A 17508-nucleotide genomic window follows, 5' to 3' on the forward strand; every position below is an offset into this window, starting at 1 on the left:
GCGGAGATTGGGACGCAAGGTCCAATGGGAGGAAATCGTGAGGGGCATCACCGCTTTCAGCGCGGTCGCGGCTTTGTGGCTGGCGAGCGCCGGCTCCGGCATAGCTGCCTCGTCGCTGACCGTTTTGTGCGGTGTCGACGAGATGTGGTGTGCCGCGATGAAGACGGCCTATGAGGCGAAGAGCGGGCACGAAATTTCGGTAACCCGCAAGAGCACGGGCGATATCCTCAATCAGATCCGCGCGGAGAAAGCAGCGCCGACCGTCGACGTCTGGTGGGGCGGCACGGGCGACACCCATCTGCAGGCCGGTTCTGAAAATCTCCTCGAACCCTACCAGCCGGCCCACGAGCGCGACATGCTGCCCTGGGCGCAGAATTTCTTCGCCATGTCCGGCGGCCGCTCGGCCGGCATCTATGCCGGGGCGCTCGGCTTTGCCTACAATGCCGATCTGCTGCGCGAGCTGAAGCTGCCAGCTCCGACCTGCTGGAAGGACCTGACCGATACCGCCTATCGCGGCCGCATCCAGAGTGGGAATCCGAATTCGTCCGGCACCGCCTTCACGACGCTTGCGACGCTCGTGCAGCTCTTCGGCGAGGACGAGGCTTTTCGTTATCTCTCCGCGCTCAACCGCAATATCGAGCGATACACCCCCTCCGGAGCTGCGCCTATCAAGGCGGCGGCGCGCGGAGAAACGCTGATCGGCATTTCCTTCATGCATGACGCTGTGACGCAGAAGCAGGCGGGCTATCCGCTTGTGATCGTCGCACCCTGCGAAGGCACCGGCTACGAGATCGGCGCCGTGAGCATCGTCAAGGGTGCGAGGAACATCGAGGAAGCGAAGCGCTTCGTCGATTTCGCGCTGAGCCCGGAAGGGCAGGGGACGGGGGCGGCATCCGGCCAGAACCAGGTGCCATCCAACGCGAAATCCGGCCTGCCGCTCGCAGCCCCCGACATTTCGATGATCAAGATGGTGGACTATGACTTCGCTACCTTCGGCTCGCCGGAAGAACGAAGTCGACTGCTCCGCAGGTTCGATGCGGAAATCGCCGCAACGAACTGATCGAGCCCTTTAGACAAACCGCAATCCGAAATCGTGAACGCGCCGCCGCAAGCAGGCCGATGGCCCCGCTGTGTCTTGTTCATGCGAAATCAAACCCAGGCAACAGGAGGATGCCACTATGAAAACGAAGACCCTTTCCCTCATGCTCTTCGCGGGCACGGCGCTCGGGGCGCTACCGGCGCAGGCGGCTGGCGAACTCAATCTCATCTGCTCGGCCGACGTGGTCATCTGCGAGCAGATGAAGGGCGATTTCGAGAAGGCGCATAGCGACATCAAGGTGAACATGGTTCGCCTCTCGTCCGGCGAAACCTATGCCAAGGTGCGCGCCGAGGCGCGTAACCCGAAGACCGACATCTGGTGGGCCGGCACGGGCGACCCGCATCTTCAGGCAGCATCGGAAAATCTGACGCTGGAATATAAGTCGCCGAAGCTCGATGAACTCAACGACTGGGCGAAGAAGCAGGCCGAAAGCTCCGGTTACAAGACGGTCGGCGTCTATGCCGGCGCTCTCGGCTGGGGCTACAACACGGAGATCTTCAAAACCAAGGGGTACAAGGAGCCGGTCTGCTGGGCCGATCTCCTGGCGCCGGAATTGAAGGGCGAGATCCAGATCGCCAATCCGAATTCTTCCGGCACCGCCTATACAGCGCTCGCCTCGCTGGTGCAGATCATGGGCGAGGACCAGGCCTTCGACTATCTGAAGAAGCTGAACGGCAACATCTCGCAATACACCAAGTCCGGCTCGGCACCCGTCAAGGCGGCTGCCCGCGGCGAGACGGCACTCGGCATCGTCTTCGTGCACGACGCGGTGGCGCAGACGGCGGAAGGTTTCCCGGTCAAGTCGATCACGCCTTGCGAAGGCACCGGCTATGAGATCGGCTCCATGTCGATCATCAAGGGCGCCCACAATCTCGACAATGCGAAGGTCTGGTACGACTGGGCGCTGACGGCAGAAGTCCAGTCTCGCATGAAGGATGCAAAGTCCTTCCAACTGCCTTCAAACAAGAGTGCGGTCATTCCGAAGGAGGCGCCGCGCTTCGAGGACATTAAACTGATCGACTACGACTTTAAGACCTATGGCGATCCGGCAAAGCGCAAGGCTCTGCTGGAACGCTGGGATCGCGAAATCGGCGCAGCCGCCAACTGATGTCCTGAACGGCGGCGCCTGTTCCCCAGGCGTCGCCTCCCACACTCAAAGACAGCGAGGTCAGCCATGAGACATGGCAATCGCAGGCTGGACGTGGTCCTGATTCTGGGCGCGGTCGCATTGACCCTATCGCCCTGGTATCGGATCGAGAACGGCTTCTTCGGGCTCGGTTGGCTGGCCGGTTTCCCCTTTTCCACGGAGGCCGCCCCCGGCCTCGTACAGATCTTCGCGCATGGCCGCCTGTGGCTTGACGGTGCGCTCGTGCTCTTTCTCCTGGCGGTCGCGGCCCGCGGCATAGCGGACCCAATGCTCCGCGGCGCCGTGCTCGCCTGGACCGGCGCGACCGGCGTCCTGTTTCTGTCGCTCCAGGGCCTCGCCATCGGCTTTTCAGGCTGGAACTGGACGGTCAGCGAGACACTCTTCGGCCCGCTCTCAAACGGCCAGCCCGCCATGGGCGCCGGTGCGGTGCTCTCTTCCATCACCTTCGTGCTGCTCTTTGCCTTCGGCCTTGCCGAGCGCGGCGTGATGAAAGGCGACGCCTTCGTCGTCAGCGCGATCGCACTGCTGGTCTTCCTCGTCACGGTCTTCGTCTTCTACCCGATCGGCAGCATGTTCATCGGTGCCGTGCAGGATTTCGACGGCTCGTTCAATGCGGCCAATTTCATCCGCAACATCCAGGATCCAAGCATCTGGAGCCTCAACTGCGTGATCGCTGCTGGCCGCTGCGGCGTCGCGTGGCGCACGCTGTGGCTTGCCATCATGACCGGCCTCGGCTCGACCCTGCTCGGCCTTGCCTTCGCGCTCGTCGCCACCCGCACGCGCTTTCCCTTCAAGAAGGGCCTGCGGCTGCTGACGATCCTGCCGATCATTACGCCGCCCTTCGTCATCGGTCTGGCGCTGACGCTGCTTTTCGGCCGCGCCGGTGTCGTCACGCAGGGGCTGTCGCAACTGTTCGGCCTCGAGCCCGGCCGCTGGCTCTACGGCCTCACCGGCATCTGGATCGCGCAGGTGCTATCCTTCACGCCGATCTCCTTCCTTGTGCTGATCGGCGTCGTCGAAGGCGTCAGCCCGTCGATGGAGGAGGCCTCCACGACACTGCGCGCCGACCGTTGGCGCACCTTCCGGCGGGTTTCGCTGCCGCTGATGAAGCCCGGCCTCGCCAATGCCTTCCTTATCGGCTTCATCGAAAGCATGGCCGACTTCGGCAATCCGCTGGTGCTCGGCGGCAGCCATGGCGTGCTCTCGACGGAAATCTTCTTCGCCGTCGTCGGTTCGCAGAATGATCCCTCGCGGGCTGCCGTGCTTGCCATGGTGCTGCTCGCCTTCACGCTCTCCGCCTTCCTTGCCCAGCGCGTCTGGCTATCGGGCAAGAACTTTGCCACCGTCACCGGCAAAGGTGATAGCGGATCGCATATCGCTCTGCCGCGCGGCCTATCGATCGGCGTTCACGCCGTCGTCATCCCGTGGATTCTTTTCACACTCGTCATCTACGGCATGATCCTGATCGGCGGCTTCGTGAAGACCTGGGGCCTCGACAATTCGTTGACGCTCGACCACTACGTCAAAGCCTTCTCGATCAGCTTCGAAAACGGGATTGCCTGGACGGGCGTCGCCTGGAACTCGTTCTGGACGACGATGGAGATCGCGCTGATTGCCGCCCCGCTGACGGCCGCCGTCGGTCTGCTGACCGCCTATATCATCGTGCGTCAGAAATTCGCAGGCAAGAATGCCTTCGAATTCGCCTTGATGATGAGCTTTGCCATTCCCGGCACGGTCATCGGCGTTAGCTACATCATGGCCTTCAACCTGCCGCCGCTCGAAATGACCGGCTCGGCGCTGATCCTGATAGCCTGCTTCGTCTTCCGCAACATGCCGGTCGGCGTGCGCGGCGGCATTGCGGCGATGAGCCAGCTCGACAAGAGCCTGGACGAAGCATCGCTAACGCTCCGGGCCAACAGCTTCCGCACGATCCGCAAGGTCATTCTGCCGCTCTTGCGTCCGGCAATCACCGCCGCGCTCGTCTATTCCTTCGTGCGTGCCATCACCTCCATCAGCGCCGTCATCTTCCTCGTCAGCGCTGAGTACAACATGGCGACGTCCTACATCGTCGGCCTCGTCGAGAATGGCGAATACGGTGTGGCGATCGCCTATTCCTCCATGCTCATCGTCGTGATGATCACCGTCATCACCGGCTTCCAGCTCATCGTGGGTGAACGGCGCCTGCGCCGTGAAAACCGCGTCGCCGGCCTCGCCACCCCCGCTTAATCTCGTCAGGAGAAAATCGCATGATCAACCAGAAAGCCGGTTCAGTCGTCTTCCAGAACGTGCGCAAGACGTTTGGCGCCTTCACCGCCATTGCCGACCTCTCGCTCACCATCGAGCCCGGCACGCTCGTCACTCTGCTTGGCCCTTCCGGCTGCGGCAAGACGACGACGTTGCGCATGCTTGCCGGTCTCGAACATCCTTCGGCCGGAAAAATCCTGATCGGCGGCAAGGACGTCACCATGCTGCCGGCCAATGAACGCGACGTCTCGATGGTCTTCCAATCCTATGCGCTGTTTCCGCATATGAATGCGCGCGACAATGTCGCCTATGGTCTGGAATCCTCCGGTCTCAGTCGCAAGCAGGCGCGCGAGAAGGCTGAGGAGGGGCTGGCGCTCGTCGGCCTTGCCGGCATGGGCCATCGCCTTCCAGCCGAACTCTCCGGCGGCCAGCAGCAGCGCGTTGCGGTCGCCCGCGCGCTGGTGCTGGAGCCGCAAGTGCTGCTGCTCGATGAGCCGCTCTCCAACCTCGATGCGCGCCTGCGCCGCAAGGTGCGCACCGATATTCGCGAACTCCAGCAGCGCCTCGGCTTCACGGCAGTCTACGTCACGCACGATCAGGACGAGGCGCTCGCCGTGTCCGACCGCATCATCATCATGAAGGATGGCGAAGTCGCCCAGTCCGGCGCCCCGCGCGATCTTTACGAAGCGCCGGCTTCGGCCTTCATCGCGGATTTCATGGGCGAGGCAAATGTCATCCCCTGCGAGGTGCTCGGCATCGAGGGCGCCGATGCCGAGATCCGCATCGGTGGTTTCAAGCATCGCGTGCCGGCAGGCAGGGCGACGCCAGGTGCGGCAAGTCTTGCCGTTCGTCCCGGGGCCATCGCGCTTTCCGAGGGACGCGGGCAGGGGCTTGCCGGCCGTATCCTGCATTCGGCCTACCTTGGAGATCATGTCGAATACGAGGTTGAAACCGACGTCGGCACGCTCTTCATCGTCGACCACGCCGTCGACCGCATTCTGCCGGTCGCCTCCGACGCCACGCTCGGCTTCCGAAATCGCGGCATCGCCCTTATCAGCACGTGAGAGCTTATGAGGCGATCTCTGGTCGGGCCGGCGCTCGATGCCGGTCTGCAGGAAGGCTGCGCCTGTATGGAACCCACAAGTCGATGTCCTGCTCGCCTGAAGGAGTACTTATGATTGATATTCTGTCGCTCGAAAATGATTTCGAGGCTGTGATTTTTGATTGCGACGGCACACTTGTCCACACGCCGCCGATCTATGCCGACGCATGGTCGGCCGGCTTTTCACTTTCCGGCAAAGCGATGAACCAGGCCTGGTATTTGCTGCGGGCAGGGATGTCAGAAGGGGTTCTTATGGACGCCTTCGAGCGGGAATTCGATATTGTGCTCGATCGCAAATGCGTCATCGCTGCCATGCGATCGCACTTTCTCCAGAATGTTCACAAGGTGCGCGAAGTTCGCGCGGTTGCTGCAACCGCTCGCCGGTTGTCCGGCTTGCTCCCCATGGCTGTTGCATCCGGCGGGTCGCGAGAAATCGTGACGGCGACGCTACAAGCAACGGGCCTGCGAACGTATTTCGACCACATCGTCACGATCGATGATGTGGTAAATCCAAAGCCGGCGCCGGACCTGTTTCTGCAGGCAGCCGCCTTGTTGGGAAGAGGGCCAGCCCAGTGCGTCGTATTCGAAGATAGCGAACAGGGCCTTGAATCGGCACGACGGGCGGGTATGAGCGCCATAGATGTAAACCGCATCGATTTCCATGAGCAGCAATGCGAGATGAAGAGAGGCGACAGCTTCCAGATGAATGCCTGAGAATTCGGTCGGTGCAGTCGCTTTCGCTCGCCTTCGATTGCGGTGCCGACCCCTGAAACAGCCAACGACCAGAACAATCATAAGGGAGTACCGGCACCATGTCGCACGAAACGGAACATGATACACGCTTCGCCCTCGCCAAAGCGGTGGCACAGGAGGCGGGCGCCATGGCGCTCGATTATTTCTACAGGCGCGAAACGCTCGTGATCGAGACGAAGAGGGATCTGCAGGATGTCGTGTCGATTGCCGACCGCAACGTCGAGACATTGATAAGGCAGCGCGTGGCGGAAGCTTTTGCGACAGACGGGTTTCTCGGCGAGGAATACGGGTATCAGGAAGGGCAGTCGGGATTGACGTGGGTGGTCGATCCGATTGACGGAACCGCGCCCTTCGTCAATGGCATGCCGACATGGTGTGTATCGATTGCCGTTCTACACCGCGGCGTGCCGGTGATCGGCGTCATCCACGTTCCATGCGATGATGAACTCTACGCAGCCGCGGCGGGCATGGGTGCAAGCCTGAACGGCAAAAGCCTGAGCCTCAATCCGTCACGGACTTTGCAGAATGCGATGACCGGCATCGGCTGCAACACCCATGTCACTCCGGAACGGGTAGGCGCTATTGTTGCTGCTCTGCTCGGCAAAGGTGGGAATTTCATCCGCAACGGCTCCGGCGCCCTGATGCTGGCCTATGTGGCCGCTGGCCGGCTTGTCGGCTATTACGAGCCCCATATGCGTGCCTGGGACTGCATGGCCGGCTATTGCCTCGTCAAGGAGGCGGGTGGAACCCATCTGGCTTTCCCGGCTGAAGGTGAAGCCTTGCTGCAGGGCCATCCGGTGTTGGCAAGCAATCGGACGGTCTATGCCGATCTGCTGGCAATCCATACCGGCTGAACAGTAACCCGCCCAACGCCGGTTCTTTCTATCTGCTCAAGGAGACACATAGGCCTCACATCGTTGCCCAGGCCGATAGCTGACGCCTCCGATCAGGCGACGGCTGTCGGCCGTACCCTGGGTCACCGCGGACCCTTTCCCTTGAGCGCAAGTGTATCGCCGCAGTCCTCGTCGAGCGGCTGGTGCCCCTAATAGCTGCAAGGACGATCGTTGCCGAAGCCATCGCGGCAGGCAGGTCTGAGCCCATAGTCTGCGCTGGTATATCCGACCGAGCCGGTGTGTATCGTATCACTCGAGCTCATCGTACACGATGATACCGAACCGGCAACCAGAATAACGGCAGCGGCCGCCGCCAGTGATTTGCGCATTTGAAGCATCCTACCCTCCTCATCGAGGCCCGAATTTCGATGCAGTTGGTGGGAAATAGGGCCGATGTGGGATCCGGTAACCGCGTTGACGATCAAGATTTCGTTATTGTTTAACATTAGTTCCGGTCCGAGCCGCGAGTGCCGATGCACCCACCTAAGTTAAAAGATCTTCCCCTAATATATTGTTTTCATTAGAGCGATAACGGTTTTTGGCCCAAACGAAATTCAGAATGTTCCGTAACCAACTAAAGAAAAGATAGGTGCAAGGCACAAAAAAACCCGACGGGGTTTTTTGAATAGAGCTACCGAGCTACGTATAGGTCATGTCACCACCTGCTCGTCCGGCTGAGACAGCTTCTTCTGCCGGCGGCGCGTGGCGATGCCCCTGCGATAGGAACAAGAACTGCGTCACCAGAGCCTATCCGATTGTCCCGCTCGATCTGCCGAACCTTCCCTTAAATTCCGGGGCGATCCACATATACGGTAGTCATTCTTATAGGACGGCCCCTGCCATTCCGTTCATCGCCGACGATATCACGGAAACGTTCGATGACTTCCGCGCAGAGGAGGCATTGCGATTGTTCACCGAGATGTCCGGGCACGGGATACTTTCATCGATGGACCGGTCGCCATGCTTAACTTCAACATCGAAATCATCCATGGTGGACGACGACTGATCGCCAGGGAACTCTTTGTAGCAGGTCACGTCGTGATCCTGATTGGCTGGATCGAGGCGGCGTGTTCGCCGGAGGTCGCCAACGGAGAAGGGCCAATCCGCAGGCCATCTGAACCTCGTCGGTCACACCCTCATCAAGTCCGAGCAAACGCTTTACAGCTGGCAGCAGTGGGCGAAGGACCACGGGCTGATGATCGACCTCAACCGCGGCTCGCGGTTCCGCGACGCGTTTATGTCGGTTGCGACGGCTTTGGAAGGGCGGGGCTCTGCCTTGAAAGCTATCGCCTACCGCAACGCGACGTCGGGAGGGGGACCCTGGTTCTTCCCTTTGGAATGACCGGGCCAAACCTGCGGTGTCACACACTGACGTACGTTCGATCGCGCCCGAGGTCAGAAAAGGTAAGCGCCTTCAAGTTGTGGCTCGAAAACATATGGCTCGAGGACAACGCTTCGGCGGAAATGCGCGCGCGTGCCTGAGAGGCGCGGGTCGGTGAATTCCGGCGGCGCGGCGTTTTTTTGCGGACTTATGTGGCAAAACCACCAAGCGCAGCCTCTTTCGCGGCCAATCGCTATGCGGGGAAAGACCAAAAGGCGGAGAGCGGCAGCGCAAACATATTCTTCCCGAAAGAGAGTAGTCGATCCCCCATGTAAACTACAATCCCAATTGCGTTCCAGGTTTTGCCTGGTCCATTGTCTCTGAACCACCGCAAATGTCGGAAATCATCTTCTTCGACCAATGTAGAGGTCTTCATTTCGAAACCTACGATCGTCCGGTCTGCCTCGGCGATGATGTCGATTTCACGTCCTTTATCATATCGCCAATGGTAGAGCCGCCATTCCTGTTTTTGGAACGGGAGAGATTTAGCCAGTTCGTTGTGGACGTAATTTTCAAACAGCCCTCCCAAGGCCGTCGGGTTCGCATCGATATTGAAGCTCTGCGAGTTCATGCTCCTCAGCGCAGACGCGATACCCGTGTCGACAAGATGGACCTTAGGATGTTTGATGTCCCTTCCTGTCTCGCCAGAGGTCCACGCGGCAAGTCGCTGCAAGAGTGATAGCTTGGTTAGAATATCCATGTAGGTTTCGATTGTTTTTCTCTGTACCCCATTAAACTGGTTGTTAAGGCTCTCGACATTCAGCTCGTTTCCAACACGGGCGGCAAGTTGATCGATTAGTCGCCGCATGGTGTCCGACTTTCTGATCTTCAGTACATCAGCGACGTCACGTTCCACCACACTGTCGATGTAGTTGCGATACCGACGCCTCCTTTGCGGTGCGTCTAAGTTCCGTATTTCTGGAAATCCTCCTGCTAAAATCATTTCAATGTAGTCCGCTCGGGACTTTGCCTCTGGTTTTGGTAGAGCTGCCGGATCGGGGCCATCCTCGGCGGATGCCCAATCAAGGATTCGCGCAGGTCCCATGCGTCTTGTTTCCGCCATGCTTAATGGAAACATCGTCATCGTCTGAACTCTGCCCGCAAGGGAGTCGGCTACCTGTGAGGATGTGAAAATATTGGAGGAGCCCGTCAGGACGAATTGACCCATATTTCGATTTTCGTCGACTGTCCGTTTTATGGCGAGCGCCAGCTTCTTCGATCGCTGGGCTTCATCGATGATCAGAGGGCCTGAAGGCATTTCACCAATCAAAGCATCTAGCTGCCCCTTCGGATCAGCTTCGAGTGCGGCGAGGACGTTCTCGTCGTCAAGCGTTATGAAATTTCCCTTCTTTAAGAGGTCTCGTACGAGAGTTGTCTTGCCTACCTGTCGCGGACCAACAATGTTCACGACTTTAGCCGATCTCAGCGCATGCTCCAACTCTGATTCTAAATGACGCGGTAGCAATTCGCTCATCATTTCCATCCACGTACGAAGTCATGATCATCTTTTACATCAACGGCGTGGAATTCGCAATAGGGATGGCGTAGAATTGGTATTATATTTGGCGTAGAATTCGCGATAGGGATGGAGTGTATTTCGCAATAGGAGCGGCGGGGAATTGGTATTAGGCGCAGCGCGCTCCTGCCCCAGGTAGAGCCGTGATTGCGATAGTGAAAAGGCGCCTCGCACGAGAACTCCTCCCTTGACGCCAAATCAAAGTTACTTAATCTAAGCGCCAGCCGCACCCGTTGGGAGAAGGGGCCGGCAATCGCGATAGCTGTCGCACCATCTTCATCTCCCGAAGCCATGATTCCGGATCGCGCCGCCGATTTTCAACAGGATAAGCCATGCCGCTCACCATTGCCCAACGCCTCGATAGTCTGAAGGTCCGTATCGCCGAGCTCGCGCATTGGCGGGACCGGCATAGCAGCCCGATCGATGGCTGGACGTTCGAGGGTGAACCGATCGCCCTTCACCAGGACTGGCCGCATCGCCAAGGCGTGGTGCATTTTGCCGCAAGCGCCGAGGCGCCCCAGAACTGGCCACTCGACGATATTCGCCTCCAGCTCGATCTCGGCGGTGAAAGCCTGATCACGCTGAGCTATCCCGATGGCAAGAGCGAAACATTCGGCCTTGATCCTTATCATCAGGAATTCCCGGTGAAGGGCCGCCGTTTCTCGATTGCGACGGAAAGCGTCGCCCGCTTTCCGTTCGGCGAGCCGAACCGGGCGCCGCGGTTGAACAAGGCCCGGTTTATCTGGCTCGATGGCCCCGCCCATCGCCTGCATCTTCTGTTGAAACAGGTTGCCGAGGCGATCAGCGTCCTCGGGGAGCATGAGGTCGTGCCACATCTGGTCGATGTGGCCGAGCGGGCCTTGCGCAGCCTGGACTGGCCGTCGGACACGGCGGCTTACATCTCCCGCACGTCGGGCGCAGTCATGCAGCAGAAGATCTGGGAACTGCCGGAGCTCGAGGCAAACCCGGCGGGCCTCTCCGACGAGCAGAGCGCTTCGGCGGCTTCCGCCTTCCAGGCGCTGACGGCGCGGTTGAAGGAACTGCAGAAGCGCTTCCCCCCGAATGGCGAGTTGCTGCTGACCGGCCATGCCCATATCGACCTTGCCTGGCTTTGGCCCTATCGCGAGACGCGGCGCAAGATGCGGCGCACCTTCAATACCGCGCTGTCGCTGATGGAGCGCTCCGACGATTTCCGCTTCAACCAGTCGACCGCCCATTATTACGCGCAGATGGAAGAGGAAGATCCGGAGCTTCTCGATCGCATCAAGGAGAAGGTCGCGGAAGGAAAGTGGGAAACCGTCGGCGGCATGTGGGTCGAGCCCGACACCAACATGCCCACCGGCGAAAGCCTCGTCCGCCAGGTTCTCTATGGCCAGCGTTATTTCGAAAAGACCTTCGGCACGCGCCATACGGTGTGCTGGCTGCCGGATTGTTTTGGTTTCTCCGGCGCGCTGCCGCAGATCCTGAGACAGGGCGGCATACACAGCTTCTTCACCATCAAGGTCAACTGGAGCGAGACCAACCATATTCCTTCCGATCTTTTCTGGTGGAAGGGCCTTGATGGCAGCCAGGTGTTGACCCACACCTTCGACAATCCGATGCAGGGATATAACGGCTTCGTGCAGGCCGACTGCTATGTGCCGACATGGAAGAATTTCCGCGGCAAGGTGCAGCACGATACCTCGCTTCTCGCCGTCGGCTACGGCGATGGCGGCGGTGGCGTGACGCCTGAAATGGTGGAGCGGGAAGTGCAACTGCGCGATTTCCCGGCGATCCCGCAGGCACGTTGGGGCACCGTCAAAAGCTTCTACGAGCATGCGCACAAAACCGCTGGGGAGAAGAAACTTCCCGTCTGGGACGGCGAAATCTATCTCGAACTGCACCGCGCCACGCTGACGACCCAAAGCGGCGTCAAGCGCAAGCACCGCCAGGCCGAACGCGCGCTGATCACCGCCGAAACGCTCGCCTCGCTGGCCCACTTGCTCGGCGCCGACAAGCCGAAAAGCCTTGAAGCGGATTGGCGCGTGGTGCTGAAGAACGAGTTCCACGACATCCTGCCGGGCTCGAGCATCCGCGAAGTCTATCAGGATGCCGAGCAGGAACTCGGCGGCGTCATCGACAACGCCAAGGGCGAGCAGGCAAAGGCCTTTCAGGCGCTGTCGGCCAATCTGCCGAAGGGCGGGGTCGGCAATGCGCTCGTCGTCGTCAATCCGTCGCTTTCGCCGCGGCCGGTGAGCGCCTCGCTTGCCGACGGCACGGCGATCTCGGCCGCCGATATTGTCGCCCCGTTGTCCGTAGCAGTCTTCGACCGGCAGGCACTCCAGCCGGCCGGCGGATTGAAGGCCAGCGCCGATCGCCTCGAAAACGATCATCTTGCTGTGACCATTGGCAAGGACGGGGCGGTTGCGAGCCTCATTCACAAGGCGAGCGGCCGCGAAGCGGTCGATGGCTCTGCCAACCAGCTCTGGGTTTACCCGGGCGACAAGCCGCGCAATTGGGACGCCTGGGATATGGATGCGGACTATGCCGAAAAGGCGGTCCGCCTCGAAGCCCCCGAAAGCATCAGCCTCATCGAAAGCGGCCCGCACCGTGCGGCGATCCGCGTCGTTCACCGCTACCGAAATTCGAGCGTCACGCAGACTTATGTGCTGACGGCCAATGCCCGCCGGCTCGACATCGAAACGACGATCGACTGGCATGATCGCCGCACCCTCCTGCGCACCGTGAACCCGGTTGACGTCAGAGCCCGAAAGGCAACGTTCGAATGCGCCTTCGGCATTGTCGAGCGGGCAACGCACACGAACACCTCCTGGGAGCAGGCGATGTTCGAGGCCGTCGCCCATCGTTTCGTCGATATCAGCGAGCCGGGTTTCGGCGTGGCGCTGCTCAACAACGCCAAATACGGCCACAGCGCTCGCGGCAATGTGATCGGCATGAGCCTGGTGCGGGGGCCGATCTATCCGGATCCGCTGGCCGATGAAGGCGAGCAGAGCTTCACCTATGCTCTGATGCCGCATGACGGCGCCTGGCATGAAGGCGGAGTGCTCGATGAGGCGCTCGACCTCAATCAGCCGCTTGTCACGGCGGAAGCCAAAAACCTCTCTACGGGCACTTTCGCGCCGCTCGCCGTCGATGGCACTCCCGTCGCCTTTTCGGGTCTGAAACCGGCGGAAGAGGGCGACGGCCTGATCCTGCGCCTCTACGAACCTGCCGGCCGGCGCGGTCGCCTCTCTCTTGCCCTGCCTTCCGGATGGGCGGCATCGCAGCCGCTGAACATTCTCGAGGAGCCGATGGAGCGGAAAGGGCCTGCCGACATCATGCCGTTTGAGATCCGGACCTGGAAGCTGAAAAAGGCCTGACGCGCCATTCTTGAGAGCCGCCGCTGCTTCGATGCGGCGGCGCGAGAAGGAGTCGATGCAGCCGGAGCAGACAAGCAGCTGAAGACTGCCGAAATTCAAAAGAGCGTCGATTCGGTCATCACCGCGGCGGTCGCCGGCGATTTCACGCATCGCGCCGCCGCCCGTCGCCGATGGCGAAACGCCAGCGATGCGCGCAGCGTTGTGCCGGGGCCGGCGCGCGACGAGCAAAGCAGTGCCGATGAAACGCTCGAAGATATCGAATTCCAGCGCAAATACCTGTCGATGGAATCCGCAAAGGCATTCGCTACATTTTCCTTTCACTTCGGGGCGGAGGGGGTTTCAATCGAAGGCGGCAAGATCATGTGCCCGAGCCTCGTCATCTCAGCCGTCAACGATGAAGCCGATGATCGCCGCGGCCGGGCGACGGCTAGACATATTGGCGGTGAAAATCTGGGTCTTGAAGGGACCACCCATACGGGTCTGCTGGTCGGGCAAAGATATTGCGAAGCCGTAAGCCGCATGATGATTTGGCTGGAGCGCTTTGAAGAGGGAACCAATCAGCCTTCCAAACCGAGGCTCGCCAGCAGCCGGCCGACATAGGCTTCCAGGCCGCCGACCATGTCGAAGCGATCGGGGTCCCGCAGCCAGAGCATTTGCAGCCCATCCATCACGGCGATCAGTTCGGCTGCCATCGCCTTGCCGTCGATCCCGCGATCAATCGAGCCGTCGGCGCCGGCCCGTTCGAATGACGAGGCGAGGTTATCCTGCATCTCGGCGGCGCGATTCAGGAACCATGCCTTGGCAGGGTGGTCCTTCATCAGGCTTTCGGCATTGAGGATGGCGAAGGCTCTGACGACCTCGATCATTTCGGCGTTGCGGCGGAAGACCGTGACCATGCCCTTCAGCAGGCCGCGGAGATCGGAGCCGTGGAGCCCGATGAAATCCGCGCTGTCGAGATCGCGCTTGGCGAGGATTGCAAGCAGCAGATCGACCTTGGTCGGGAAGTGGTGCAGCAGGCCGGGCAGCGACAGGCCGACATCGCGGGCAATGTCGCCGATCGCCGCATTCTGGTAGCCGTCTTCGGCAAAGCGCCGCATTGCCGCCATCAGGATTTCCGCGCGGCGCGTCTCGCCCTTGAGGGATCGGCGTTCTCGCTTCTCTCCGGCCTTCTGTCCCGACAATTCTGCCTCTCCTCTGCCCTGTGAAGCGGCTATCGGCACGCGCCTCGGCCGATTTCTCCCATGCTGCCTACATACATCACGCCTGCCCGATTGACATCTTAAAAATACCAAGTAATCGGTAGGTTTAAGGTTTTCCTTGGGAGGTTTGGATGATCGATTCCATTCTCGACCAGATGACGCTCGAGGAGCAGGTCTCCCTGCTATCCGGCGCCGATTTCTGGACGACGGTTCCCGTCGAGCGTCTCGGTGTGCCGAAGATCAAGGTGACGGACGGGCCGAACGGCGCGCGCGGTGCCGGCTCGCTGGTCGCCGGCGTAAAGGCGACCTGCTTTCCCGTCGGCATCGCGCTCGGCGCCACCTGGAACCCTGAACTCGTCGGCCAAATGGGCGCAGCCCTAGCGCGACAGGCAAAGAGCAAAGGTGCCGCCGTGCTGCTGGCGCCGACGGTAAACATTCATCGCTCCGGTCTCAATGGTCGCAATTTCGAATGTTATTCCGAAGATCCGATGCTGACCGCGGAGCTTGCCGTCGCCTATATCGACGGCGTGCAGGGCGAGGGGATCGCGGCGACGATCAAGCACTTCGCCGGCAACGAATCCGAGATCGAGCGGCAGACCATGTCGTCCGATATCGACGAGCGGACGCTGCGCGAAATCTACCTGCCGCCCTTCGAACAGGCCGTCCGCCGCGCCAGCGTCATGGCCGTCATGTCCTCCTATAACCGTCTCAACGGCACCTATACCAGCGAACATTACTGGCTGCTGACCAAGGTGCTGCGTCAGGAATGGGGTTTCGACGGTATCGTCATGTCCGACTGGTTCGGCTCGCATTCGACGGCTGAGACGATCAATGCCGGTCTCGATCTCGAAATGCCGGGTCCGGCGCGTGATCGCGGCGAGAAACTGGTTGCCGCCGTGCGCGAGGGCAAGGTCGAGGCTGCGACGGTGAAGGCGGCGGCGCGGCGCATGCTGCTTCTGCTCGAAAGGGTCGGCGCATTCGAGAAGACGCCTGCCCTCACCGAGCGGGCAATCGACCTGCCGGAAGACCGGGCGCTGATCCGGCGCCTCGGCGCGGAGGGCGCGGTCCTCCTCAAGAACGACAGCATCCTGCCGCTTGCCAAGACCTCGCTCGACCGTATTGCCGTCATCGGACCGAATGCCGCCACCGCGCGCGTCATGGGCGGCGGCAGCGCCCAGATCGCGGCGCATTATACGGTGAGCCCGCTCGAAGGCATTCGCGCCGCCCTTGCCAATGCCAACAGCATCAGCCATGCGGTCGGCTGCCGCCATAACCGGCTGATCGACGTGTTCAAGGGAAAGATCACGGTCGAATATTTCAAGGGTCGCGGCTGCAAGGGCCATCCGCTGCATGTCGAGACCGTCGAAAAGGGCGAGTTCTTCTGGTTCGAGCTGCCGTCGGGCGATCTCGATCCCGCCCATTTTTCGGCGAGGATGACCATGCAATTCGTGCCCGAGGAGAGCGGCGATCATGTCTTCGGCATGACCAATGCCGGTCTGGCGCGGCTCTTCGTAGACGGTGCGCTGACGGTTGACGGCCATGACGGCTGGACGCGCGGCGAAAACTATTTCGGCACCGCCAATGCCGAGCAGCGCGGCGCGGCCAGGCTCGAAGCCGGCAAGGCTTATGCGGTCACCGTCGAATATGAGCCGTCCACCGCGAACGGGGAGGGCATCAACCTTATCGCCGTTCGTTTCGGTGTTGAAAAGCCGCTCGGCGAGGCCGATATCGCGGCGGCCGTCGAGACAGCCCGCAATGCCGATGTGGCGCTTCTCTTCGTCGGTCGCGACGGTGAATGGGATGCCGAGGGACTTGATCTGCCCGACATGCGGCTTCCGGGCCGGCAGGAGGAATTGATCGAGCGGGTGGCCGCCGCCAATGCCAATACCGTCGTCGTGCTGCAGACCGGCGGCCCTGTGGAAATGCCCTGGCTCGGCAAGGTCCGCGCAGTGATGCAGGTCTGGTATCCCGGCCAGGAACTCGGCAATGCCGTCGCCGACGTGCTGTTCGGCGATGTCGAGCCCGGCGGGCGCCTGCCGCAGACCTTCCCGAAGGCGCTGGCCGACAATTCCGCCATCACAGGCGATGCCGCCGTGTATCCCGGCAAGGACGGCCATGTACACTACGAAGAAGGTGTCTTCGTCGGCTACCGTCACCACGACACACGCGCCGTCGAACCGCTCTTTCCCTTCGGATTCGGCCTTGGCTATACTCGTTTCAGCTGGGGCGAGCCGAAGCTTTCATCTTACGAAATGGGGCCTGACGGCGTGACCGTCAGCGTCGATGTCACCAATATCGGCGACCGGGCGGGCTCGGAACTGGTGCAGCTCTATATCAGTTCGCCGAAGACCAAGGTGGAGCGGCCGGACAAGGAGCTGCGCGCCTTCGCAAAGCTTTCGCTACAGCCCGGCGAGACCGGCACGGCCGTGATGAAGATTCGCCCGCGCGATCTGGCATATTTCGATGTCGAGGGCGGCGCCTTCCGTGCCGAACCTGGCAACTACCAACTGATCGTGGCGGCGAATGCCGCGGATATCAGGTTCATCATCGACCAACCGTCGCCATCCGCTTATGTGCTTTCGCCTTCGCATCAAGCGACCAGCCTCATCGGATAAACCGCTAGGCTGGCCGTCCGTCCGATTCCATCGACAAGCCTCGCGCTCGACCGAGGATGTCTGTCGGATCGTCCCCCCATCCAGAGCTTTGAGCGCAACGAGGATGTCGGCATAACGAACCGGAGACGGTTTACCGGGCGGCAGCAGAAATTCCGGAACGGACTCCACCGAATAGCGTCCGAAGCCCAAGTCGCAAGGAT

Annotated in this window: 12 protein-coding genes and 1 pseudogene; 10 read left to right on the forward strand and 3 right to left on the reverse strand. The window is 60.8% G+C overall.

Annotation, left to right across the window (positions count from 1 at the left end; all coding sequences use genetic code 11):
• Positions 1-37 precede the first annotated feature (37 nt).
• The 6 genes from ATY29_RS16825 to ATY29_RS16850 all read left to right on the forward strand — a co-directional run bounded on the left by ATY29_RS16825 (position 38) and on the right by ATY29_RS16850 (position 7199).
• Entirely contained in the window at positions 38-1060 is a 1023-nt protein-coding gene (locus ATY29_RS16825) for an ABC transporter substrate-binding protein (protein ID WP_025418557.1), read from the forward strand.
• Between the two features lie 118 nt (positions 1061-1178).
• Positions 1179-2207 carry an ABC transporter substrate-binding protein gene (locus tag ATY29_RS16830; protein WP_025418558.1) on the forward strand — a complete coding sequence of 343 codons (1029 nt, stop codon included), beginning with the start codon at positions 1179-1181 and terminating at the stop codon, positions 2205-2207.
• Between the two features lie 66 nt (positions 2208-2273).
• A complete protein-coding gene (locus tag ATY29_RS16835; RefSeq protein ID WP_097536984.1) occupies positions 2274-4472 on the forward strand; it encodes an ABC transporter permease in 2199 nt (732 codons plus the stop codon).
• A gap of 20 nt (positions 4473-4492) precedes the next feature.
• The gene (locus ATY29_RS16840; protein WP_003568619.1) at positions 4493-5554 is read left to right on the forward strand and encodes an ABC transporter ATP-binding protein; all 1062 of its coding nucleotides are present in this window, start codon (positions 4493-4495) and stop codon (positions 5552-5554) included.
• 110 nt (positions 5555-5664) lie between these two features.
• Complete coding sequence (locus ATY29_RS16845) at positions 5665-6306, forward strand: HAD family hydrolase (protein WP_046154812.1); 642 nt, start codon at positions 5665-5667, stop codon at positions 6304-6306.
• Positions 6307-6404: 98 nt separating this feature from the next.
• Entirely contained in the window at positions 6405-7199 is a 795-nt protein-coding gene (locus tag ATY29_RS16850; protein WP_097536985.1) for an inositol monophosphatase family protein, read from the forward strand.
• Positions 7200-7387: 188 nt separating this feature from the next.
• On the opposite strand, the gene ATY29_RS37730 is transcribed toward ATY29_RS16850, so the two are convergent.
• The gene (locus ATY29_RS37730; protein WP_097536986.1) at positions 7388-7576 is read right to left on the reverse strand and encodes a hypothetical protein; all 189 of its coding nucleotides are present in this window, start codon (positions 7574-7576) and stop codon (positions 7388-7390) included.
• A gap of 857 nt (positions 7577-8433) precedes the next feature.
• Between ATY29_RS37730 and ATY29_RS37735 the strand changes: the two genes are divergently transcribed.
• Positions 8434-8580, forward strand: coding sequence for a hypothetical protein (locus ATY29_RS37735; protein ID WP_244597412.1), 147 nt, complete (start codon positions 8434-8436; stop codon positions 8578-8580).
• Positions 8581-8812: 232 nt separating this feature from the next.
• On the opposite strand, the gene ATY29_RS16870 is transcribed toward ATY29_RS37735, so the two are convergent.
• On the reverse strand, positions 8813-10093 hold the full coding sequence (locus tag ATY29_RS16870) for an ATP-binding protein (protein ID WP_244597413.1): 1281 nt from the start codon (positions 10091-10093) through the stop codon (positions 8813-8815).
• Between the two features lie 374 nt (positions 10094-10467).
• On the opposite strand from ATY29_RS16870, the gene ATY29_RS16875 reads away from it, so the two are divergent.
• On the forward strand, positions 10468-13494 hold the full coding sequence (locus tag ATY29_RS16875; RefSeq protein WP_003568627.1) for an alpha-mannosidase: 3027 nt from the start codon (positions 10468-10470) through the stop codon (positions 13492-13494).
• A gap of 195 nt (positions 13495-13689) precedes the next feature.
• Positions 13690-14094 (forward strand): annotated as a pseudogene (locus ATY29_RS16880) (alpha/beta hydrolase); the annotation flags it as partial.
• Here the strand turns inward: ATY29_RS16880 and ATY29_RS16885 are convergent.
• A complete protein-coding gene (locus tag ATY29_RS16885; RefSeq protein ID WP_097536988.1) occupies positions 14052-14675 on the reverse strand; it encodes a TetR/AcrR family transcriptional regulator in 624 nt (207 codons plus the stop codon). The pseudogene ATY29_RS16880 and the gene ATY29_RS16885 overlap by 43 nt on opposite strands.
• A gap of 149 nt (positions 14676-14824) precedes the next feature.
• Between ATY29_RS16885 and ATY29_RS16890 the strand changes: the two genes are divergently transcribed.
• Positions 14825-17308 carry a glycoside hydrolase family 3 C-terminal domain-containing protein gene (locus ATY29_RS16890; protein WP_097536989.1) on the forward strand — a complete coding sequence of 828 codons (2484 nt, stop codon included), beginning with the start codon at positions 14825-14827 and terminating at the stop codon, positions 17306-17308.
• The last annotated feature ends 200 nt before the right edge of the window (positions 17309-17508 follow it).

Source organism: Rhizobium hidalgonense (genome assembly GCF_002914525.1).
GTDB classification, from domain to species: Bacteria; Pseudomonadota; Alphaproteobacteria; order Rhizobiales; family Rhizobiaceae; genus Rhizobium; species Rhizobium hidalgonense.

Coding starts and splice junctions, on each gene's coding strand:
- ATY29_RS16835 (WP_097536984.1), top strand. CDS start 2,274: ATGAGACATGGCAATCGCAGGCTGGACGTGGTCCTGATTCTGGGCGCG.
- ATY29_RS16875 (WP_003568627.1), top strand. CDS start 10,468: ATGCCGCTCACCATTGCCCAACGCCTCGATAGTCTGAAGGTCCGTATC.
- ATY29_RS16870 (WP_244597413.1), bottom strand. CDS start 10,093: ATGAGCGAATTGCTACCGCGTCATTTAGAATCAGAGTTGGAGCATGCG.
- ATY29_RS16830 (WP_025418558.1), top strand. CDS start 1,179: ATGAAAACGAAGACCCTTTCCCTCATGCTCTTCGCGGGCACGGCGCTC.
- ATY29_RS37735 (WP_244597412.1), top strand. CDS start 8,434: ATGATCGACCTCAACCGCGGCTCGCGGTTCCGCGACGCGTTTATGTCG.
- ATY29_RS16845 (WP_046154812.1), top strand. CDS start 5,665: ATGATTGATATTCTGTCGCTCGAAAATGATTTCGAGGCTGTGATTTTT.
- ATY29_RS16840 (WP_003568619.1), top strand. CDS start 4,493: ATGATCAACCAGAAAGCCGGTTCAGTCGTCTTCCAGAACGTGCGCAAG.
- ATY29_RS16850 (WP_097536985.1), top strand. CDS start 6,405: ATGTCGCACGAAACGGAACATGATACACGCTTCGCCCTCGCCAAAGCG.
- ATY29_RS16890 (WP_097536989.1), top strand. CDS start 14,825: ATGATCGATTCCATTCTCGACCAGATGACGCTCGAGGAGCAGGTCTCC.
- ATY29_RS37730 (WP_097536986.1), bottom strand. CDS start 7,576: ATGCTTCAAATGCGCAAATCACTGGCGGCGGCCGCTGCCGTTATTCTG.